Raw genomic sequence first — 22,311 nt, forward strand, 5'->3', positions numbered from 1 at the left:
ACGCGAGGTTTACCCGTTTAAACGGAATTGCTTAGCGTCATTTGATTGCAGGGTGATTAAAGTGAAGTTTCGTGTCGCAGGTAAGGGAGGTCACAGATTCAGTCAATGTCATTTCACCTATCTCTTGCCATTGGGCTTTATCTATCCCTGCATCGTTAAAATTGGCAGCAGATAAAACCCAAGATAGCGTCTTATTTGGGTAATGCTGCAACGACAATTCATCCCTAAAGTCATCTTTATTCACTAGCGGTGTATCAGGTTTTAACGACGCTTTTAGCCAGTAAGGACCTTGCCTCACGTTATTCGCTATTTCGTCGTTGGGGAGCAATACTTCTGCCAAATGTGAAACAGGTCTGAAACGCGCATTCGCATTTTTTCCGCTAAACGCTTGATCTGCTTCTTCAAGATCGCTTTCCAAGCGATAAGCGGTGAGTAATTGACTGAAAGGCGGCAATTCGCCCAGAGCGGGCTCGTTGGTCATAGGTAAGTTGGCCACGTGCTGGGTTTTAGTGCCACCCAGCGAGTGCATTAAAAATATGTTTTCAGTAATCGTACTTTGAGTATTGGGGAAAAGCTTGATTGCCATACCAAAAGCACGCTTATCTCGCTGCTTTGTACCGCTCAAGCTGACTGACGCTCTTACGATAACCGGCACGCTTGTGCGTGCTTGAAAAAGCCCCGAATAAGGGCTGCTGTGATTAATTTTCCATGTGCCAGCGAAGCAAATACCATTAGCTTGAAGTAGCTTATGCTTGGTACCTAATTCTATAAAATTTGCGTTGGAAGAAAGGGTTCTTTTAGCGTGACTTAGCAGCAGATTTTCACCGTCAGCATCGAAGTGTTTCCGCGACACTTCATATTGCGGTAGCGCCGAATAGGGATCTGAAAAAACACGGCTTTTTACTTCTTCGAACGAAGTCGACGTTGTTGTGAATAGCGATTGGTTTTCAGTTGTATCAGAAGAAGCGAGTGCGTTGCATGACAATAAAACTAGTGCAAAAAAACGGCACGCCGTGAAAGTATTTTTATATGTAATAGGTCTTTGTTGATACTGTGTAGTTCGAAAAAGGCGCATTGACATGGCGTGCTCCCCTGGTATCACTAGAAATCAACAACTTCGTCATACCCAAAAACGCATGGGTGAACATTTTACCCCAAATCAGTTGCTGGGCCGCACGCACACCATAGGTTGTGTTGCTGTTGAAATCACGCAAAAGTGTAATCTTGATTGCACCTTATGCTATTTATCTGAGCATTCGCAAGCGGTTCGCGACATTCCCATTCAAGAAGTGTTTAAGCGATTAGACAATGTCCTTCGTCACTATGGTCCTGGTACCAGTGTACAAATAACCGGTGGTGACCCTACGTTAAGAAAGCGCAGCGAGCTAATTGAAATTGTCGAATATGCCAATAAGCTCGGTTTGCACACCGCACTTTTCACCAACGGTATTGCGGCTTCCCGTGACCTGCTAACAGCTTTAGCTAAAGTTGGCTTAAACGATGTCGCTTTTCACGTTGATACCACCCAAGAACGTAAAGGTTTCCCTGATGAAGCATCGCTAAATGCTATCCGCGAAGAATACATAGAACGGGCCAAAGGCTTGGGGCTTATGATTATTTTTAACACCACCGTGCACACCGATAATTTCAAAGAATTGCCCATGTTGGTGGATTTTTTTGTGCAGCATGCAGACGCCGTAAGTTTCGCCTCATTTCAGCTACAGGCAGAAACAGGCCGAGGGGAATGGGGAGCAAGAGCTGATGTAATTGACCCCGTAACGGTGAAAGCCGCTATAGAAAAAACAATTAGCAAAGCGCTGCCGTGGGAAAAAGTACGTATTGGGCATAACGACTGTCATAGCTACATGCCAACGTTAGTGGCTGATAAACAGGTTTATTCCGTCGTTGATGATGCACTCTTATTTGCGCAGTTCATTGAGGATTTTAAGCACATACAAACAACCCGGCAGCACGGCACGGCACAGATTATATGGGATTACAGTAAAGCACTGCTTGCTAGGCCAAAGTGGATTTGGAAGCTTGCAAAAGCGACCTCATTGAAGCTGTTTGAAATGCGTAGCAGCCTTTTCAAAAGCAAAGGACGTGTGCACAAACTGTCGTTTTTTGTTCAAAATTTTATGGATGCCAACGCCCTTCAGCAAGACAGAATTGATGCGTGTTCATTCATGGTTATGACCGCAGATGGTCCCATCTCTATGTGCAAGCACAACGCCGAGCGCGATGAACATATATTGAAACCTCTGACATATACCGACCGCCATGGGCAGAAAAAGCAGTACCAGCCACTTGGAGAACGCTACAAACAAAATAATGTAATACCCATTCGCGAAATCCCAGATATAACAACACCTAGTTCGCTGTCAGCAAATGCGCATAGTACAAATGGCAAGCGTCACCATCCAGCCAAAAGCGTGTAAGGAGAAGATCATGAAGCCTCGCCGATTTCCTCAATTTGGGAGTGTGTTAGCCATTATCTTGTCCATGCTGCTGTTGTATATTTTACCAGCTGCCAACAGTAGCCAGGCGTCTGATAAGCAGATAATTGACTACAGTGTTGAAACCGCAGCGATAAAAGAGCTCAAGCAAGCCTATCGAAAAGCATCACAAGACTGGGAATATGTACTCCAACACTATGTAGATGAGCAGGGACGAACCGATTTCAAAGGGTTATCTAAAGATATAGCGCCCCTTGAAAACGTCATTAATTTTATTAGTTTTGCTAGCCCTGAAATGACCCCTGAATTGTTTGACTCACCACAATCCATAATGGCCTATTACATCAATAGCTATAATGCGTTAGCCATGTACGGTGTCATTGAAAAAGGTATTCCCGATGGCTTTACCAGTTTCTTTTCACGAGCAGCTTTTTTCAAGTTTCGCGATGTGGTGATTGGCGGTAAAGTCACAAATTTATATGATTTTGAAAACGATGTAATTAGACCGCTTAACGAGCCCAGAGCCCACTTTGCGCTTAACTGCATGGTAAAAGATTGCCCAAGGCTACCGCAAACGCCGTTTTATGCAGAAACCTTAGACGACACCCTTGAACAAGCCACCCGTGAGTTCTTTGGGAGTAAGAAACACTTTTACTTTGATGACAAACGCAAGCGCGTGTACGTTTCGGAAATCCTCGATTTTTATACTGAAGACTTTGTCGCTTCAGGCAAAGTAAAGGACTTGCCACAATACATTAACCAGTATCTAGCCGAACCTATTCCTAAGAATTATAAGCTGCGGTTTATTGATTATGACTGGCGTATTAATGCACAACCGGAACACTCGAAGGTTTCAACATTTACAAATAGCGACGTGGATAATGCTTCAAGTCAAGCCACAAAGAGCCCCATAGTTAAAGCTGCCCTCACTCTGCATTCTAATGAGAGCAAAACGTCAGGTTCAGCCCATGCACTAGCGTCAGAATCAGCGCTATCAACTACGCAGTCATCTACGCCGCTGCTAGCAGCAAATGTAGCGACAGACGTAGCAACAAATACAGCAACCAATGAATCAACAAACACGCCTTTTATACTTACCAGTACGCCCAACCAAACAATCGTCTTGGAACTTTATACATCCCAAGGTTGCAGCAGCTGTCCGCCTGCGGAAAAATGGATTTCAGGGTTTGTAAAGAGCGATAAATTATGGACAGAACTGGTTCCCATTAACTTTCACGTGGACTACTGGGATTATCTAGGCTGGAAGGATCCATTTGCTGACAGTACTTTTAGTAAACGGCAGCGAGACTACAAGCGTGTAGGCAAAGCAAACACCATTGCCACGCCAGGTTTTGCTTTAAACGGTCGTGCTTGGAATGGATGGTTTCGGGGGCAGCCGTTACCTAACCGAGTCGCCCCTCTGTCTGGCGAACTTCATGCTTCGGTTCAAAACAACATCATTGATGTGTCCTTCAACAATATCAACAGAAAGACATCGAACACGCTAGTTGTTCACGCTGCCTTACTTGGCTTTGGCATAGAAACCTCAGTCAAGCGGGGAGAAAACGCGGGGCGTAAACTCACTCACGACTTTATAGTAGTCGATTATGAAAACGCGTTATTGAGTAGCAACGGCGACAATGCTCAGCAATATGTGGCTACTCTGCCTTCGCCCAGTAACACTCATATAAAAGCCATAAAACACGCCCTCGTTGTTTGGGTCTCTGATACCAACGACCCCTCGCCACTTCAAGTTGCAGCGTCCTGGTGGCTCCCTTGAGTAAGGGAACACTCTCGATAGATGCGAATGGCCAAGTAGTGTAAAATATGCGAAAGCGCGCGTTGCGCTACACTTTAATCCATACCAATTACTAGCTACTCCACTTTTCAGGCCCATTTCCATGATCCACAACGATGTTCTACGTCGCCTTCGTTATGCATTAGCGATAAACGATACCGCCGCCATAAGTATTTTTAAATTAGTGAACTACGACATGGAAATTGATTATTTACATGCTGTGATGAAGCGGGAAGGCGAAGAGGGCTATCTGCCGTGTCGCGATAAGATTATTGCGCTGTTTCTAGATGGATTGATTATTAAAAATCGTGGTCGTCAAGAAGGGCAAATGCCTCAAGAACTGGGGCCAAAAGAGCGATTAAGCAATAACGAAGTACTGCGCAAAATCCGTATTGCGATGAGTTATAAAGATGACGATATGATAGCGGTGCTTAAATTAGCAGACTTTAGAATGAGTAAAGGTGAGCTATCGGCGTTTTTTAGAAAGCCAGACCATCGCAACTTTAAACCTGCTGGCGATCAAGTGGTTCGCAATTTGTTGCAAGGTATGGTGAAAAAATATCGACCGGAGTCCACGCGACAAACTTCGCCTAAAAAATCAGATAGCTCAAGCACTTCTGGTACTAAGCCAAGCTCATTTAATAAAGGCGCTAGCAAACAAAAAGAAGCGGCTGGCAAAAACACCAATACTAAAGTGTCGCCAGTGAAAAAAAGTGATGCAGGTTCGGTTTGGGGAAAGCTCCCTAAAAAATAAAAGCGCTGTAAAAATAGGCGTTGAATAAAACGCATCTGAGGTAAAGCGCGTAAGAGGATAGACTAAGTGCTGTTGTGAAAAGAAAATTACCCCTCACTTCTATGCACTCGTTTTTAGGCAAAGCAAGATTGCCTTGCCTTAATTATCTATATCGCTAAGGACGACTATTATGAGCCGACATTTCGATAAGGCCGAAGGCCTGTATGAAGAGAAAGATGCCGCGACACAAGGTTTTGTGTTCAACCAAACTATGCTGCGCATTGCCGACCCCAAGCGTTCGCTAGATTTCTATACGCGAGTTATGGGAATGACGCTAATTAAGCGTCTAGATTTTGAAGAAATGAAGTTCAGCCTTTATTTTTTGGCGGCAGGTGATGATTTCTCTGATATTTCTGACGATGTAGACGAACGTACTCAGCAAACTTTTGGTCGCCCGGCCATGTTGGAGCTAACCCACAATTGGGGCGATACACCAGAAACGGTTGATTATCATAACGGAAATACAGAGCCAAAAGGTTTTGGGCATATTGGTTTTCATGTGCCTGATGCTGAAGCTGCATGTGCACGATTTGCATCACTAGACGTTCCTTTTCAGAAAGGGCTTAATGATGGTTCTATGAAAGGGATCGCATTTATCAAAGACCCAGACGGCTATTGGATCGAAATTTTCAACGCGTCTAACGTATCCGCAACTTGCGCGCCCCATTTGAAGAAGTAGGCGAGGCACGCACTACGGTACCATTTGCTAGCTGGGTTTTAAGTAGCAAGTAGTATCAGAAGTCACTGTTTACAAAAAAGGGTAGCTTAACTGAATAAGCTACCCTTTTTTGTTTAGTGACCTTATGGAACCCTAAATTATAGGGTTTTATTTTCAAGCCAACCCGTTCATTACTTCGCTTCTAACGTTAATTCCACACCGCTAAATTCGGTATGTAAGTCGTGCTGAGTATTAAGCAAGAATAAGCGATTCGCTTCTACCTCAGCTTCATTTGCCAAATAACCTTTCACCGCTTTACTGCGCGCGTCAGCCAGAAGGATTAAGTCACTTTCAGGGATATCAATGTTGTTACGTAGTTTGTTGTATCGGGCAATGCTTAATGCTCGGTTTACACTTTCTTCGTTAATGACTTCCTTATTGTTATCAGCACTCTTTTGGCTCTGTTCATTGTCTGAATTTGCGAGTTCAGGGTAAAGCTGCGCCACCATGTTGTCATATTCTTGATTAAGGTCAGGTGTAAACACCTCAACATAGTAGGATAAAAGCGCATCGGCTAACGGGCCTTCCAGTGGGATACTACTGCCACTTATTGAGTCGCGCTGTACTCTGCCAAGGGTGTTGGAACTTTCATTTTCACCGCCAGCAAGATATTTTTCGTTAGTACTAACGTTGCCGGTAGTTGCAGATGAATCAGCATAGCCGCTTCTTGTTAAAAGTGTAGTGTTCAACTGACGTTGCGCTAGGGCACTTGCATCAGACATGGCGTTGACAGTACCTTCGATATTAACCCTAAGTCCTGGACGTTTTTTAAGGGCTTTGGCAAGGGTATTCAGTTTTTCTTGAGCATCCGCACTGAGCGAATGCTCTCCAAACCCGAACTCAACGTTGTCGAGTTCGTCGTCACTGCCAACCAGGTTCGCAAGTAGCGAAAAGGGTGCAGTAACTGCTTTGGTAATAATGTTACCAATGGCATTGAGGATAATAGAGCCAAAGCTAAAATCTGGGCTGTCGATATCGCCAGACACATCCAAACCCAAATCGATAACCCCGTTTCTGTCTTCTAGCAACGCAATGGCAAGCCCAAGCGGTAAGCTTAATGCCTGATCAGAGTTCGACTTCTTGCCCAACGTTAATTGATCAATAACAACATGATTTTTACCTTCCAGCGCCTTACCGTTTAGTTTGTATTGCACAGCCAAAGACAGCAAGCCTTTGTCAATGTAGTAGCCCATGTAGGTGCCTGAGTAGGGGTTGACTGAAGTCAGTTCGGCGCCTTTGACTGAAAAATCCAAATCAAGGTCTATATCATCTTTTAATGGGTGGATAGTGCCTGCTAGTTTGACCGGAGCATAGTTGTCTATCTTTCCGGTGATATCCACATTGGCAGGGGAAGTTGAGCGAGAGTCAATTCCCAATACTTTGCCATTTAAACTTTCTATAGCAGACGCAAATTTTGGCGTTAATGAATGGTCAGCAAAGTACGCTTTGCCGTTTTCTATTGATATGGTGTTAACGGCGATGGCCAATTCGTTGGCTTGTGAAGGCTCAGCTGTAGTGCCCGCAGGCACGTTTGCGTTTGATGCTTTCGACGCGGTTGCGCTGCCAGTTTCGCTGGCACTTTCACTGTTAGCGGACTTGTCTGATGAATTGACAATCAGCTTACTCACATTGGTCTGTTTAGCTTCATCAATAATAAGTCGTGCAAATGGCGCTTGTAGGTGAATGTTGTCTACGCTTAGCTGGTTCGATGCGTGGTCAAATTCGATGTTGTCTACATTTAAAGACTGCCATTGTAGTAGGGGAGAGCTGGCGTCATCCAGTACGCTTAAATTATTAATGCTAGTACTCGCCTTAACGTTTAGTGAGTCTATATCGTCTTTATCAGCGGCGTTGTTAAATGCCCCATCAAACTCAACGTTTAAATTAAGTAGCCCATCTTCAAGGGTCACATTTGCGTGGGGAGAAACGTACTGCTGGAACTGACTTAGCACCAGTTGTTCAATCGCTGCTTTACCCTGCACAGTTTGTTCTGCAATAACTACGCTGCCGCTACTGCTTAGTGCACCTTTGGATGTGTCGCTAAACGTCTGTGGGTCGGCAGAGACATGTAAACTGGTGGTGTAGGAAATAGGTTTAGAGAAGTCAGTAGTGACTTTTCCGCTTTTAATATTGAGGTTGCTGATGCGGTAGTAAGTACCGTCACTTACGCTACGCTCTAAAAGGTCAATGCTACCGTCATTAAATGCAAATTGGTGAAGTTCAACATACCACGACGTGTCATGTGCTAGTTCTTCTGTGCTGTCGGTTGCTACGTTGGAAACATCCCCATCTTCTGTTTCACTATTTCCCTTTTGCGCTGTGCTATTACTTGTATGCGCTGCGCTATTACCTATATGCGCTGCGCTATTTCCTTCTTGCGCTGCGCTGGGGTTAGCGTTAGCTGATGTAGCATCTGCCGCTGGGCTTTTTGGGGTAAACAGACGCTGTAAATCAAGCTCTGACTTGTCAAATAGGCCCGACACTCGAACGTTGTCAAAAGCAACTTCAGCAATGCTAACTTGCTGTTCTAATGCGTTTACGTTTATATCGTGTATGGCAAACGCGGGTATGGCAATGATCTCTTGCGAACTCTTGGCGGTGCCTGTTGTGGCAGGCGAAGAATCTGCGTTAAACACAAGATTGTTAACAGCAAATTCGCCACGCTCTAGAATAAACTGGAAGGCTGTATTTTGTTCAAAAACTTCAGCATGTAAGCTTAAGTTAACCTTGCCGTCTACTAAATCTGCTTCTATCAAATCTTTCGAAAGTGACCAAAGCGGCGTAAGCGCTACATCGTTTATTGCTATGTCTGTCGTGACTTTTAACGGAGATAGCTGAAACTCGCCATCAATGGCGATGTTACCTTTCTCTGCGGTGAGCAAGTTAAATTGATATTGATTGAACGCTAACTTACCTTTTGATTGAGCACTCTCACTTTTATCGCTTTTAGGGTTAGCGTTTTTGTTGCCAACACTGCTTGAACTGATCAAAGCGTGAGTATCCAAATCTTGCAAGTCAACGCTCAATTCTGGGTAATCAAGTAGGGTGTTGGTCACCTTGTCTTCAATAACCACTCGCCCTGCGTTAAGTGCAAAATCACGTAACGTAATTCGGGGAATTTGCCCTTCGCTAGTGTCATTAGGCTCTTCAGGTGCTTTTGTACTGCGTTTCTCTACGTGGGTAAGAATGTCAGAGAAGTTGAAGATTTGTGTGTCTTCACTTTCGCTTAAACGTGCAATGGAAACAAAAGGTTCGTCTATGGTTAGCGATTCAACGGCAGGAGTGAAGGTGAAAAGTGATTGCCAGAATCCAACGTCCAGTGAAACATTGCCTACGCTAAAGAAATGATTTTCTTGGTTCAGGATTACGACGTTATCTTCGCTTTCATTTGAAGAGTGTATATTTGGATAGATAACAAAATTAGTCACTTCTATCTTTAGCAAGAAAGGGTTGATTGCAATATCTTCAACAGCAGCATCTCTTCCAATGTTTTCTTTTACTATGTTGGGTAACTTTGCCTTTAACACCGCAGGCGTAACTACGCCGATAAGAAGCGCGTAAGTAAGGTAGATGAGAACAAGATAAGTGGATAGTCGAAACCATTTGGGCTTCGTAGAAAACCGAGACATTGCATTTTGCATAGGCGATTAGGCTGTGTATTTGAATGTAAAAAGATAAACAGGAGTTGCTATTTCACCAAGCTAAAAGCCCCTGCAAAAAAGTTAAAGCGTATTAATTTGGATTGTAGAAGAGAATTAATACGCCTTAGACAGGTTACAGAGCGGTTAGCAAATTATCTAGGCCAGATTTAAACAACGCCTGTGTTTCTTCATCTGCATTTACATTTAGATACGAGCTGATTTGAGTGACAAAGCTGGCAATCATATCGGTTGAAAGGCCTAACGCTTCAAATTGTTGCTTTAAGTCGTTTACCGATTTAAGTGTAGAGCTGTACTCAGAGCCCTTGTTGAGTAAGCCTGATAGTGAAGAACTTGAGCTTGCTGCTGAGTTACCACTAAGAGAGGGAACATCTTCAAGCAGGCTATCAATACCTGGAATGCTGCTTGCCAACTGGGCGTAATCAGCGCCTGAAAGGTTGCCTTGTACATAGTTCATAATTGACGCTATGCCACCTTCTGATTGGTTTTCAGACACGTTAAGGTTACCTGCAACTGAACTCACTAAGCTAGCCAAGTCGATATTAGATGCTGCGCTGGTTGCCATTTCAGTTAGGCTACTGGAAGTGACTGTCGATTCCGCTTTCTTACCGCCTAACAGACCTTTAAGCTGATCAATATTGGCATTAGCACAAGTAGTAAAAAAAGTAAGGGCAAGCACTGTAGGTGCTAAAACGATACGATTCATTATAGATTTCCTTTTTGTACACCAGCAGCGAAAGCCCGTCTGGAGTAACTTGATTGAAAATAACCATAGCAATTGCGCTATCGACTATTTAAACCTTCCATAAATTAGAAGTTTTCAGGTGTGTGAATACTCACATTCTAACGTAGTGAGGACGTAAATTCTCTATAGAAATTGTAAAGGCACTTTACATTTTATAAGAGACTTGGGTGATCGAGTGGTAGTGTGCAGCAGGCAGGAACTAAGTCAATTAGACAAAACACTAAAAGGAGCGATACGCTCCTTTTAGTATTCTGACAATTTTGGGGCTTACTTGCTCTGTTTGGGTGGAACGATTATACGCTCTACATCAGGGGAAGCGTTCTTTTCAACACTCGCCGTATCAAGAGAGGCACCAAGCTGATAGTCTAGCTGCACCAGAAGGCCGGTCTGCCTCACGCCTTTGCCACCTTGAATACGAGGCTTGTATTCCCATTGTTTCAGGGCAACTTTTGCACTTTTATCAAACACGCCAGCAGGTACCGATTTTACTACTTTTACATTATCTGTAGCGCCCGTTTCAGTAATATCGAAAGAGAGTACAACGAAACCTTCTACATTTTGCTGCGCTGCTTTTTCTGGATAGCTTGGTGGAACGCGTTTAACCGGCGATGCCTGGTTAATCTTAGCTTCAGATTTTGTCTCTGCTACTGGCGCATTGGCTAAAGCCGTGTTGATGGTAAGCATGGCGGCAATTGAAAGTACGCCTGCAGCCAGTGCCTTATTGTTACGCATAGGTTGCTTTATCGCGTTTAAACGTTTGATCATAGTCCTTTTTTCTCCAAAGGTTGGGTAAAGCCCGCGTGTAAAGTGCAGGGCGTCTGAACCATGCTCGGCACACTGCACGAGTGCTTTTGCATAGGTAAGTTTTTCGTTGTCTGTCTTGTCTTTCAGTACTGCGTGATCACAAGCCAATTCTTGATTAATTCTGAAGGATTTTAGCGCAAGCCAAACCAGTGGGTTGAACCAAAATACAATAGCGATAACCAGCGCTAACGCGTTCCACAGGTGATCGTAATGTTTGCGATGCACGTTCTCGTGCTCTAATACCAGTGCTTGTTGTTGAATCGAAAATGCACTTTTAAATGAGAAGGGAATAAGCACCTTTGGGAAGATAAAACCAAATAGCATAGGTGTGGTAGCTTTACTGGAATAGTAGGCATTGATGTGGATAGCGTGGCGCTTTCCTATCGATGCCCATATTTTAAGATGATGCGCTAAGACATAGGCTGTAATTGCGCTTACGCCAATCGCCCATACAGTAAACCAGGTTTCAAACTCAACGGTGTTTAATGTGGGCTTAACGCCAACCACATAGCGAGCAAAGCTATTTGATGGAATGTTAACCAGCGACATTGGAAGGTTGTTGACTATGAGGCAAGCTGGTATCAGCGCCCATAGCTTATAGGTAAGCGAAGCCCCAATTTTGTTAGTGAAAAAGTGTTCGCACACCATGAGTAAAACAAGCGCTAGCGACAAAATACCCTGCTGAGCAATAATCCAATCAATCATTGTTTTCTTCCCATTTCTTGATAAGGGCTTTGAGCTCGTCCACATCTTGTTTAGATAACGAGTTTTGATTTGCAAAACCGGCGACCATAGGGGCGATCTTGCCTTTAAACAGTCGGCTAACAAAACTCGTGGTTTCTTTCTTTGTATAGTCTTCTTTAGCAATCAGCGGATAATAAAGATACTGGCGCTGCTGCTTTTCAAACCCTAACACTTCTTTTTTTACTAAGCGGCCTAACAAGGTTTTGACGGTTTTTTCGTGCCAGTCTTTTTTGTCATTAAGTCGCGCAATAACCTCGTTCGACGTGGCAGGATGGTCGTCCCACAGTACGTCCAGCACTTCAAATTCAGCGTTTGAAATTTCGGGTTTGTCTGACATTTTACTCATAATTATGACGTCTGTTATTTTGATTACATTTGTAGTCCATGCTTTTAGATTACACTTGTAATTCTAAAGCGCAAGCTTTTTCTGCATATTTTTTAAACGGAGAGATAGTGTGAGATGGAGTACTACGCTTGGCGCTTCTTTGAAAGCGTTACGTTGGACGTATCAGTATAAAACGGTGAAATTAAGCTCGTTAGCTTCTAAGAACTCGCCGAGTATTCGTGCTTGTTGATTTCCACGTGGCACCATTACATAGCACGGCGGCTTTGGGGTTACTTCTTGTAAGTCGTACCACAGCGTATCCAGCACGTCGCTGCCGTGTCTCAAAAAGGTTTCACCCCAAGACGTCGTATAAAGAATGGATACATTCTCTACCGTGGCTTTTTGGCGTAGGGTGGGGAAGTTCACAATGGCAAAACATGCCGTTATGCGTTCTGGCGCCAGCAAGTCATTACGCGGTAGTGACGACACTTTGACAGGAGGAAAATACTTGCACAAATGCTTAAGCAAATCGTTCAAGTCTAGTTCGCTCACTTCACCGTAATTGTAATCGAGATAAACCTTACTGTTTGTATCTATTATTTTGCTCGACACAAGCCAGACCATCAGTGCAATGGCGCTAGTCGCTTGAGTAACTTTTTGTGAATCGTCGATAATGCCCGATTTACTCAGTAAATCACCAGCATAGGCTGACCATACTTCATCACCATTTTTGAGCTGACGCATAGCAATGGTGATTTTTTCGCAGTAAAGGCTTTCGTCAAAAGCGCGTCGCAAAAACTCAATTTTATCCGGCTTTTTAGCGTAATAGGTACTTAATCGGCGGCCCAGAACGGTCATGTCTTTTTGATCCATCACCTGTTGATGGTGACTAATCTCTTTGGAGATGCGGCGATAACACTTTAATAAAAAGCGGTGAATTCGACGGCTCAGCTGCACACGTTCATTGAATGTCCAATCTTGTTGGTTATCCAAGTGGGCAAGTAGTTTGCGGCTCCACCCCCACTGTTTTGCATACGAGGCCATAATTTTGCGTTTGAAATTCGCTTGCTCACCTTCTACAAGCGGGTGGCTCAATGTACACCCACATTTCAAATATAAACACTGCTGCAATACAGCAATATCTTCCGCCTGACCATTGGCTTTGTAGTGAGCGATGAGTTCGTCAAACATGAGTGCGTAGGGGTCGATATCTGCAACATGCCCTGGAGCTTCAGCACCGCGGTGTACATGCTTTTTCAAAAGGTTGCACAGTGGTTGTCCGTGAGAGATATTGGCAAGGTATACTTCAAGCTTTGCCATTTTTAATACGGACTTGAATGGCGAGTCCATGGCTTTGCCTAATTGCCAGATGGCGGCGCCAAAAAGTTCGCTTGCGTCTAGTCGCTCTAAGTGACCCAAGTCCATGAACCAGTCTACGTCTGGTGAGCCGCCTTTTTCCAAACTATTGTAAATAGCCTGATACTGCTTCTCTGTTGTTTTCTCTGGAGTAAGCCACCAAAACGGCGCTTTGCCTGCTACTACTATATTGGTGTTGTAAAACTCAGCTTTTAGAAACAGGGCTTGCGCCGAGCCCGCGCTTTCACCTTCAGCGACGCCAAAATCGTTTTGCTTAACCTTATCTATTTCAGATAAAAAGAAATGCACTTCAATACCAAAGGTGATATCCGCCCATTTTTCAATGGCTGTTAGCTTTTGTTGAAGTAAAGCTAGCTCAGTAGTCGAAAAACGTTTACCGTCAATACACACCCAAAAATCAAAGTCTGAGTCGTCAGTCTGAGCAATAGTCCCCACGCTGCCCATTAAAACCAGTGCATCAACCGCCCGCTGTCTTGGCCAAATTTGCTTAATGTCTGAAAACAAGTGACTCTGTGCAGGAAAACAGCGCTGCAAAGCTTGTTCTACATCAGGTCTAAACGAGTAATTGTTGATACCAAATGGAACGGTTTCACCCGAAGTGAGTGGGGCCACATATCCTGGAAGGGCTTCGTGGTTAACATGTACAAGAAAGGGAAGCACATGAAAAAGCGGCCTGTGCTTTTCAGGCATGAGCGTAAGTGCACGCTCAATACGTGCTTTGTTGTATCGCAATACGCGCAATAACCTAATGGTAAGGTTTTGCTGAACGGAAAGCGGCTGTTGCGCTGCCATTATGTCAATCTGCACTTCATCATGCAGCCAAGCATAGCGTTATTTCGCGTCGACTTCCTCTAATTTCGCACAGAAAAAGTGATTCTTAATTTGTGATATTCCGTACTTACCTGCTCTCGTGTAAGAGGGAGGTAATGAATAGAGACTTATTCACTTTGTAAGATTGCCCTTACTGCTTATCAAATGCATCAATTAGCGCATCAGTTTTACCATCGGAAGAAAAGCCGAACCCGTTTTTATTGAATATCAGCGTATTGTCAGACGTCACTGACGTTCGGGCTTCTTTTAAAAATGACTGGATAGTCGCTTCGTCAGTGCCTTTCTCTTGTAGTGTTGATGCAAATGTCGTGGCATCTCCCCATTCTTTGAACTGAGACAGACGAGATGTTTGTTGAATAAGTGACGTAAGGTTGGTGTCCTTTTCTAGGTACTGTTGTAGGCGCAACGTGGTTTTATCAAGCTCTTGCTCGCCCTGACTGCTTTCAATTACCAGCTCGCCTTTACTCACCGTTAGCTTTGTATCGTCTGAAATACCAAGTTTTGCCGCTAAATCACTTAATTCCGAGGCAAGCTTTTGCCGATTAAAATCGAGGTAGTTTGCAATTGTGTTGCCGTTGAGTGAGGCCTCGCCGCTTTCTATTTTTTCAAGATATGTGTCAATTTGATTGCCCTGTAGTTCACCATTAAACGCACTGAACGCATCACCGAGAGCATTAGCCTGCTTGGATTTTTCTACAACATCTTGAAGTGCGCTTTGGGCATTTGCTGTGTCGCCCAAGTAATTGAATAGTGAAGGTGAAGATGACAACTGGCTGTATGTGGTATCCATTTCTGACTCTGTGTAGCTCACTTCATAGCGTGGGGCATAAAAGTGGGGGACCTAATATAGGCATTCATACGCAAAATCAGCGCCAAGTTCATCGTTATGAAGAGTTTTTATGGAGTAAGGGCTCTTGCGAGCCCTTAGCGAAGAAGTCGGTTCTTATTGCTGACCCAGGTGTGAGCTATCTGTTAGACGGATATTGTTCAAGGAGCCTGATGACGAGTTCATCAAGTTTATTTTGAATGCTGATACTGTCTTTCGACTCCAGCTCTACCGCTCCTGACGCGCTGTAAACAAATGTACCGTCTTTAACCATGTCAATTTGAAGCCCTTGTTGAAGCGTGGTTTGCTCTCCAACCGGAATGCTAAAAATGCTGCCCAATGAAATGCCGCCAGAGCGACCGTAACTTCCGGTGCCCAGCCCTAGATTCAAGGTGGTGCCATCCTCTTTAGTGGTGGTGGAAGGTAGGTATCCCACCGCGATATCGGCGTCCTCCTCCGAAGATGGGGTGAGGCCTTTCTCAATGAGGCGCTGGGTAATGGCTGAGGAAAGATGATTGGCCAGCGTCGCGTTGATTGGGTTTAGAGGAGGCTGAATATAGAACGTTTTAATATCGGCAAAGTTTTGTGTTTCATCCATATTTACCTGAGGCTTACTACTACTGCATGCGGCAACCACGACCATACATGCTGTTAAAAGTAGCACTGTTTTCAAATACTTTGCCTTTTGCATTAAACCAGTTTCACGTTTTTTCATCATACTGCTGTGCATAATTTTCAGTAAAGTTTGTTAGCTCTTAACTTAAACGAGAGCATACCGTGTTTTGGATCTCATAAGTGGTAAAGCTAGTTTCACCACTTGATTTTCGTCAGCCTGCATAGATAAGCCGCTAAAAGGTGTTCCACATTCACGATAAGACCGTATGCTTTATTCCATTCAGTTTTGTTAATGCGCACCGCTTTGTGGTGTGTGCTGACAAGCGAAGCCACTAATTAAAGGTAAAAGGACATGAATACAAAGCGTATAAAACTAGGGTTACTTGCCACCACTGTCGCCGCACTTTTTTCTGTAAATGCAATCGCGCAACATTCATCAGACGCGAATGTTGAATTAGTGGGCGACATAAAGGGCACGCAAATTACCGGTGTTACGGTAAGTAATGATGGACGGGTATTTGTGAATGCGCCCAACTGGCGTGACGGCGTTCGCTTTTCCGTAGCTCAGGTTACCGACACCGGAGAATTTGTCGCTTACCCTAATAGCCAAACAAATGAATGTGTGGCACAAAGCGAAGTAAGAAAAGACTGCTTTTTAGCGGTGCAGTCAGTGGTTGCGCACAAGGATAAGCTGTATGTGTTGGACACCCGAAACCCTAAGTTTAAAGGTGTAGTGGATGCACCTCGCTTATTTGTTGTTGATTTAGCCTCAAACGAGATAGAAGGAACCTTGATACTTAGCGAAGACGCTTACCATCCTGATTCGTACATTAATGACTTGCGAGTAGACGAAAAAACGAATCGCATTTATATGACCGACTCGGCTCACGCGGGTTTAGTGGTATATAACCTTGATGACAATACCAGCTATCGAATTTTAGATAACCATAAAACCACTAAAGCTGAAGTCGATGCGTTAAGTATTCAGGGCAAACCCTTTACTATGCCTGTTCAGTCTGACGGGATCGCGCTAGATACGTTAAACGACACACTATATTTTCACGCATTGTCTGGTTATTCGCTGTATGCCATCAACACATCAGACATCGAGAAATCGTCAAACGACGTGTTGGCAGAAAAAGTGCGAAAAGTAGCGACGACAGGCGCACCAGATGGCATGATTTTTCATCAAGGTAATGTCTATTTAGCTGACCTGGAAAAGCAAGAAGTACAGTACCTTACGCCAAGTCTAGACCTTCGCACCCTTGTGAAAGGTGATGTGGTGAATTGGGCTGATACCTTTAGTATCTACAACGATGCGCTTTACTACACCAATAGCAAAATACAAGATGCGGGTAGTGATGTTAGCGACATGACATTTGAAGTGTATAAGACAGCGCTACCTGCGCGTTAAAGTTCGAGGAATTAGCAATGAGCATCACAAAAGGGGTTGGCAGCGCGTCACTGGGGGTTGCAGCAGCACTCTTAGTAGCCGGGCAAGCTTCAGCTAAATCAGATTTTGATTATGGCCCTGTGTTTGACACTTTCGGCAAGCATGCTCATGTTGAGGGCGTAAGTTTTCCTGAAAATCAGACATTCAAGGTTGCGTTTGACGTAGCCAAAGCGGCAAGCCCTGGTGAGGTAAACCGCAAGTTTGAGTCGCTGGCACGGTTTATCAATATGCACGTAGCCAACGGCGTTAAGCAGGAAAATCTTTCGCTTGCGCTTGTCGTTCACGGCTCTGCCACAGAAGAAGTGCTTAAAACTGCAAACTTCAAAGAGCGTAAGGGCTTACCTAATGGAAACGAAACGCTACTTGTAGCGTTGATGGCGAAAGGTGTAGACGTAATAGTGTGTGGGCAGTCTGCCGCTGCCCATGGCGTTGAAAAAAATGCGTTGATAGACGGAGTGAAAATGGATTTGTCAGCCATGACAGCACACGCGCGCCTGGCACAAAAAGGGTATTCGGTTAACCCTTTTTAAGTGGTGAGTTAATTCCTCTTGCGCACATGAGCTTAACTATAGCTCCTGTACATTGTCTAGGTAGGGCCTGTTGACCTTTGCTGTACATTTTTGCAGCGGTCTGTGTGCCATCTAGACAAGGCGAATGTTTGACGGTTTAGTGGTTCTAAATCGAGAACATTCAACGCAGTATAGATGGCACAAAGGCGCTGCCCGAAGGGGTCGTTATGGAAGCCTTTTACTCTTTGTCACAGTCCTTTAACTTAGCCCGCTAGGCTTGCAGGACTGTTTCGCGATTAAAAGGCTTCCATTTAGACCAAAATTCGTACACCAAAGGTCAACAGGCCCTAGACGATACCTGCCCAAACGCAATAATTTTCTCAAACGGTGTGGTGTCGGGTAATGTACCTAAGGCAAAACCACATGCATTGCCAAGCCTTGATTCACAGAAGGTGTGGGCAATGTCGATAAGGGCGTTGTCGTTATCGAGTGACGTAGCAAGAAGTGAACATGCTTGTAGCGCTAGCGCCATTTGTTCTGTTAAATATCGGCTGCGCGTTTCCATATTCTGCGTGTTTGATAGCTCGTCAAATAGCTTACTAAGATGAATATCATAGTGCTTGTTTTTGCCTGCTTGTGTTTTAAGCTCACTAAACAAAGCCTCTTTAACATTGGGCTCTTTGGCGAGTGCGCGCAGTACATCTAAACATTGTACGTTTCCGCTTCCTTCCCAAATAGAGTTCAGAGGCGCTTGGCGATAGTATCGTGGCATGGGGTTTTCTTCAACGTAACCAATACCGCCTAAACACTCTTGAGCTTCGTTAACAAACATAGGCGTGCGTTTACAAACCCAGTATTTTCCAATGGCGGTGGCCAGCCTTGCCAGTGCAGCTTCATGATTATTGCTCGATGCACTATCAACCGCTTTGGCAACGCGCATAGTGAGTGCAGTAGCAGCCGCACATTCAATAGTGAGGTCTGCCAACACATTTTGCATTAAAGGCTGATTGACTAAGGTCTTGCCGAATGCGTCGCGATGACTTACGTGGTGTAAGGCGTGAATCAGTGATTGTCGCATAAGTGCTGATGAGCCAATCATACAGTCTAACCGCGTAAGCGACACCATATCTATGATCACCGGCACACCGCGGCCCTCTTCGCCAATCAAATATGCCGTGGCTTCCTGAAATTCAACTTCAGACGATGCATTGCTCCAGTCACCCAGCTTGTCTTTCAAACGCTGAATTCGCACGTTATTGAGTGCACCATTTTCCAACAACCTTGGTAGCAAAAAACAGCTTAGTCCGCCTTCGGCTTGCGCAAGTATAAGATGAGCGTCGCACATGGGGGCTGAGAAAAAGAATTTATGCCCTACGATATGGTAACTTCCATCAGCCTGTTTCACCGCTGTAGTGGTATTACGCCTAACATCCGACCCACCTTGTTTCTCAGTCATCCCCATACCAATAGTCAGTCCATGTTTCTGACTAGCTGGCAGGGAACGAGGATCATAAACACCATTAATGGTTTTCTCTAGGTATACGGGTGGCAGCTGCTTTCCATACCGCATGGCCGGAATAGCTGCGTGAGTCATAGTCAGCGGGCAAGACGTGCCAGACTCTGCCTGATAATGCATATACATTAGCGCTGCCCTGAAGGTGTGTGCGCCTTCAATGCCTTCGTGCTTCCACGAATAGTTGTGTACATTGTGCTGCATCGCACTTTCCATAAGCGCGTGATAGCTGGGATGAAATTCAACATCGTCAATGCGGCGGCCATAGCGGTCGAATGTGTGGAGAGTTGGCTTATTCTTATTAGCAAGCTCTCCGTGAGCCATAAGTGCATCCCCCGCGATTTGACCATACTGGCCTAATAACCCTTCGTCAAGCTGGTGGGATGATGGCAAATGCTGATCGACTAACACGCGCAGTAAGGTGTCATCACGCCACAAATTGTAGGGCATGGAAATGGTGGGTTGGTTTTCTACAACGTGCGTAACAAATCGATTTGATGAAGTCATGGCATTTCCACTTGGTGAATATACAAGGTGTACCCTTGAAATGGGCTTTTACTTTAAAGGGCTACGTTAAAGCACTATCTCCAAGTACTACCTTAAAACATTACATTAATAGTTGTAAATTGGTATTTCATGTAATGTTTGTGCGCGGCGCGTGTTTATATAATGATGAATGCGTATATGTTTGGCCTTAAGCCAACTTATATTTTAATTAAAATTACGTCCTATCTGAGACAAAGAAGTAAATAGAGTTTGCAATTAGAAAAACAGAAAAAGCCCAATGCAAGAAAGCTACTGCTAAAGCTATTGGGCTCCCGTGACAATATTCAAATGAATGCCAGCGCAGCTGTTCGCGTAGGGGCGCTGTTTGGTATTTCTGAAAATAACATTCGGGTAACGCTCACGCGTTTACAGTCTGCACAGCTTATTACCTTGGTTGAACGCGGTTTTTACAAGCTGGGCGACAAAGGCATTCGTTTTGCAAAGGAAATTCATCAGTGGCGAGAGGATGAGGATGGGCTTGTACCCTGGCAAAACGATTGGGTTGTCGCTCAAACCAGCACGCTTCCTAAAAGTGATAAAAAGCAGCTCAGAAATAATGAACGAGCGCTGAAGCTTTTGGGGATGAGAAAGCTGACAAACGACGTTTACCTCAGACCGAACAATTTCTCAGGCGGAGCAGGCGAAGTAAGAGACAAACTTTACACACTTGGTCTATCGAGAAAGGCGCTCGTGTTTAGTGCCAGCGACTTTGACACTAAATCACACAGCAGGGCGATGGGATTATGGAGCCACCTAAACCTAGAGGCACTTTATAAAGACGGATGCATCGAAATAGAGGAATCTCTTGCTCGATTAACGTCTTTACCCCTTGAAGAAGCAACCAAAGAATCTTATGTGATAGGAGACAGGGCGTTATACCATTTGGTGTTTGACCCCTTATTGCCATCGCCACTTGCAGATGTAGCAATGCGTGAGCGCTATCGTAATCTAGTAAAACGGTACGATGATGCCGGCGCACAAATTTGGCACCGCTTTTTAAATCAAAACTAAGCGAGATTAAAGGCAAACAGCTCAAAAAGAGGGTTACAGATACGTTACACACAGTTGAGCGTAAATTTCACATATAGATGTATTGTGTGAGAATGCTCAGAAAGATGAGACGGTAAGTAATTATTTGGCCGCATAGAACGCTAAGTGTAATTAGCTCTAATGGAAGTAGCGTAAATGGAGAGAAGATGACCGCATCAAGACCGTTATTTAAGCATATTCGCAATCATACAGCGCTTTTCAATGAGCTTTCTCAGTATCGAAACGCCGCTGTAGATACCTTAGGGTTTACGGGGTATGAATTTCATAAAACGCCAAAGTTCGTAACCGAAGATGGAAGTCGGCTTACCATCGAACCAGAGAGAAGCATTGTACTGCCTAAAGTTCATGCGTTGTCGGGTTTGAAGAATAAGCTGACACAGGCTATTCCCACGTTACATATGGTTGAGCATAGTGAAATAGGCTATCGCTACCCAACAGCAGCGTTGGCTGGGCTAGACGCGCCATTTATTAAACGTATGCGTTCTGAGTATTTTCACAAAGTGGATGAAGATAGAAGTATTTGCCGCCCTGTGAATTTGTCGTTCGGGATTAAAAGTCGCGGAAAAGCTGACAACCGACAAGAATACGAAGTGTGGATGCCAGATGAAGCGCCAGATCAAAATCCGCTTCCTTTGCTCATCAATGCCTATGGCGAAGACTTACCCGATGATGTAAGACACTTTGTTGAACAACCCTCAAGAGTACACGGTTGGATGGGGGTTAAGCGGGCAGCATTTGAAGCGCTTTACACAAACAAGCAACATTGTGGTGATTTGATCATTTGCGTCGCCATGAGTGTAGACGCCTACAACATTGGCGCTAAACCTGATCTAGCTTATTCTCCTGAAGCAGAAAGCTCTATTGCTGTAAGCAACGCAGAGTTTGAGTGGGAAATAGAGGGGTACTATGCTCCGCGAGGCTGGGCGTTTGACCACGATGAAGTGTGGGCAGCAATAAATCACACGTTAGAAGCTATCAATGCGCCGCTCGATGATTTATACGGCAACGAAATCATTCCTATTGCCGAAAGTAAAACGGAGCGAATTTTGTCAACATTGCAATCACTGGGCGTTAGGCAGGAAGAAGTAGACGAACTCAATCTTCAGCCTTGGGAGTTCATGCTAACCGAAAGTGAGCATAGGGTTAAAGCGCACGATCCTAGCCGTTCGGTTAATTTATTAGGTAGACTAAATCGACTCTTTTACCAACCAGAGCAGCAGTTGCCTTCACTAAATTGGATGCATGACCTCATTTTATAGGTTTACACTTTTAAGTTTACTCTGCTACTCAACTTGATTTCTTATTATTGACAAAACGAAGCGCGCTGAAAGCAATTTCATGCGCGTTTTTTTGTGCATCTCGACTCTACACCTGTAACTAAAAAGACTTATATGTAAAATTTTATATAAAATATGTTTGTTTTTGTAAATAACTTTCAGTTTTGTCGTGATCTGTCTGTTTATTTTGCTATTTCTGTAATTAAATTACGAAAAATGCTTTATTTTTTGAAAGTATTGTTCATAATGTATTCATCACTCAGGTGATATCT

General features: G+C 44.3%; 17 protein-coding genes. 8 read left to right on the top strand and 9 right to left on the bottom strand.

Annotated features, from left to right (window positions below; genetic code table 11):
* Positions 1–37: 37 nt before the first annotated feature.
* The gene (locus BZA03_RS06620; RefSeq protein WP_110288307.1) at positions 38–1,081 is read right to left on the bottom strand and encodes a hypothetical protein; all 1,044 of its coding nucleotides are present in this window, start codon (positions 1,079–1,081) and stop codon (positions 38–40) included.
* Between BZA03_RS06620 and BZA03_RS06625 the strand changes: the two genes are divergently transcribed.
* From BZA03_RS06625 to gloA, 4 genes are all read left to right on the top strand, one after another.
* The gene (locus BZA03_RS06625; RefSeq protein WP_110288308.1) at positions 1,080–2,438 is read left to right on the top strand and encodes a radical SAM protein; all 1,359 of its coding nucleotides are present in this window, start codon (positions 1,080–1,082) and stop codon (positions 2,436–2,438) included. The two genes, BZA03_RS06620 and BZA03_RS06625, sit on opposite strands and share 2 nt — an antisense overlap.
* Positions 2,439–2,448: 10 nt before the next feature.
* Positions 2,449–4,236 carry a DUF1223 domain-containing protein gene (locus BZA03_RS06630; protein ID WP_110288309.1) on the top strand — a complete coding sequence of 596 codons (1,788 nt, stop codon included), beginning with the start codon at positions 2,449–2,451 and terminating at the stop codon, positions 4,234–4,236.
* A gap of 121 nt (positions 4,237–4,357) precedes the next feature.
* Entirely contained in the window at positions 4,358–5,008 is a 651-nt protein-coding gene (locus BZA03_RS06635) for a DUF1456 family protein (protein WP_049587962.1), read from the top strand.
* 169 nt (positions 5,009–5,177) lie between these two features.
* Positions 5,178–5,726 carry a lactoylglutathione lyase gene (gloA, locus tag BZA03_RS06640; RefSeq protein WP_014950300.1) on the top strand — a complete coding sequence of 183 codons (549 nt, stop codon included), beginning with the start codon at positions 5,178–5,180 and terminating at the stop codon, positions 5,724–5,726.
* A 170-nt stretch (positions 5,727–5,896) separates the two neighbouring features.
* Here gloA and BZA03_RS06645 read toward each other — a convergent pair whose 3' ends face one another.
* From BZA03_RS06645 to BZA03_RS06675, 7 genes are all read right to left on the bottom strand, one after another.
* The gene (locus BZA03_RS06645; protein ID WP_258364599.1) at positions 5,897–9,394 is read right to left on the bottom strand and encodes a DUF748 domain-containing protein; all 3,498 of its coding nucleotides are present in this window, start codon (positions 9,392–9,394) and stop codon (positions 5,897–5,899) included.
* 145 nt (positions 9,395–9,539) lie between these two features.
* A complete protein-coding gene (locus tag BZA03_RS06650; protein WP_110288311.1) occupies positions 9,540–10,130 on the bottom strand; it encodes a DUF2780 domain-containing protein in 591 nt (196 codons plus the stop codon).
* Positions 10,131–10,436: 306 nt separating this feature from the next.
* Positions 10,437–11,678, bottom strand: coding sequence for a TonB family protein (locus tag BZA03_RS06655; RefSeq protein ID WP_110288312.1), 1,242 nt, complete (start codon positions 11,676–11,678; stop codon positions 10,437–10,439).
* Positions 11,671–12,063 (bottom strand): BlaI/MecI/CopY family transcriptional regulator, encoded by a 393-nt coding sequence (locus BZA03_RS06660; RefSeq protein WP_014950296.1) that lies wholly within the window; start codon positions 12,061–12,063, stop codon positions 11,671–11,673. The genes BZA03_RS06655 and BZA03_RS06660 overlap by 8 nt, the downstream gene beginning before the upstream one ends.
* A gap of 162 nt (positions 12,064–12,225) precedes the next feature.
* Positions 12,226–14,211, bottom strand: coding sequence for a class I adenylate cyclase (locus tag BZA03_RS06665; RefSeq protein ID WP_110288313.1), 1,986 nt, complete (start codon positions 14,209–14,211; stop codon positions 12,226–12,228).
* A gap of 169 nt (positions 14,212–14,380) precedes the next feature.
* Positions 14,381–15,040, bottom strand: coding sequence for a hypothetical protein (locus BZA03_RS06670; protein ID WP_110288314.1), 660 nt, complete (start codon positions 15,038–15,040; stop codon positions 14,381–14,383).
* Between the two features lie 175 nt (positions 15,041–15,215).
* Positions 15,216–15,791 (bottom strand): DUF4136 domain-containing protein, encoded by a 576-nt coding sequence (locus tag BZA03_RS06675; RefSeq protein WP_039228239.1) that lies wholly within the window; start codon positions 15,789–15,791, stop codon positions 15,216–15,218.
* A gap of 252 nt (positions 15,792–16,043) precedes the next feature.
* Here BZA03_RS06675 and BZA03_RS06680 point away from each other — a divergent pair, with 252 nt between their 5' ends.
* Positions 16,044–17,105, top strand: a complete 1,062-nt coding sequence (locus BZA03_RS06680) for an L-dopachrome tautomerase-related protein (RefSeq protein WP_110288315.1) — start codon at positions 16,044–16,046, stop codon at positions 17,103–17,105.
* Between the two features lie 17 nt (positions 17,106–17,122).
* The gene (locus BZA03_RS06685) at positions 17,123–17,674 is read left to right on the top strand and encodes a DsrE family protein (RefSeq protein ID WP_110288316.1); all 552 of its coding nucleotides are present in this window, start codon (positions 17,123–17,125) and stop codon (positions 17,672–17,674) included.
* Between the two features lie 316 nt (positions 17,675–17,990).
* On the opposite strand, the gene BZA03_RS06690 is transcribed toward BZA03_RS06685, so the two are convergent.
* Positions 17,991–19,673, bottom strand: coding sequence for an acyl-CoA dehydrogenase family protein (locus BZA03_RS06690; protein WP_110288317.1), 1,683 nt, complete (start codon positions 19,671–19,673; stop codon positions 17,991–17,993).
* Positions 19,674–19,922: 249 nt separating this feature from the next.
* On the opposite strand from BZA03_RS06690, the gene BZA03_RS06695 reads away from it, so the two are divergent.
* Both BZA03_RS06695 and BZA03_RS06700 read left to right on the top strand, forming a co-directional pair.
* Positions 19,923–20,723 (top strand): PaaX family transcriptional regulator, encoded by an 801-nt coding sequence (locus BZA03_RS06695; RefSeq protein ID WP_039228509.1) that lies wholly within the window; start codon positions 19,923–19,925, stop codon positions 20,721–20,723.
* A gap of 185 nt (positions 20,724–20,908) precedes the next feature.
* A complete protein-coding gene (locus BZA03_RS06700) occupies positions 20,909–22,021 on the top strand; it encodes a hypothetical protein (RefSeq protein WP_014950290.1) in 1,113 nt (370 codons plus the stop codon).
* Positions 22,022–22,311: the final 290 nt, after the last annotated feature.

This window comes from Alteromonas sp. I10, assembly GCF_003201515.1.
GTDB lineage: Bacteria > Pseudomonadota > Gammaproteobacteria > Enterobacterales > Alteromonadaceae > Alteromonas > Alteromonas macleodii.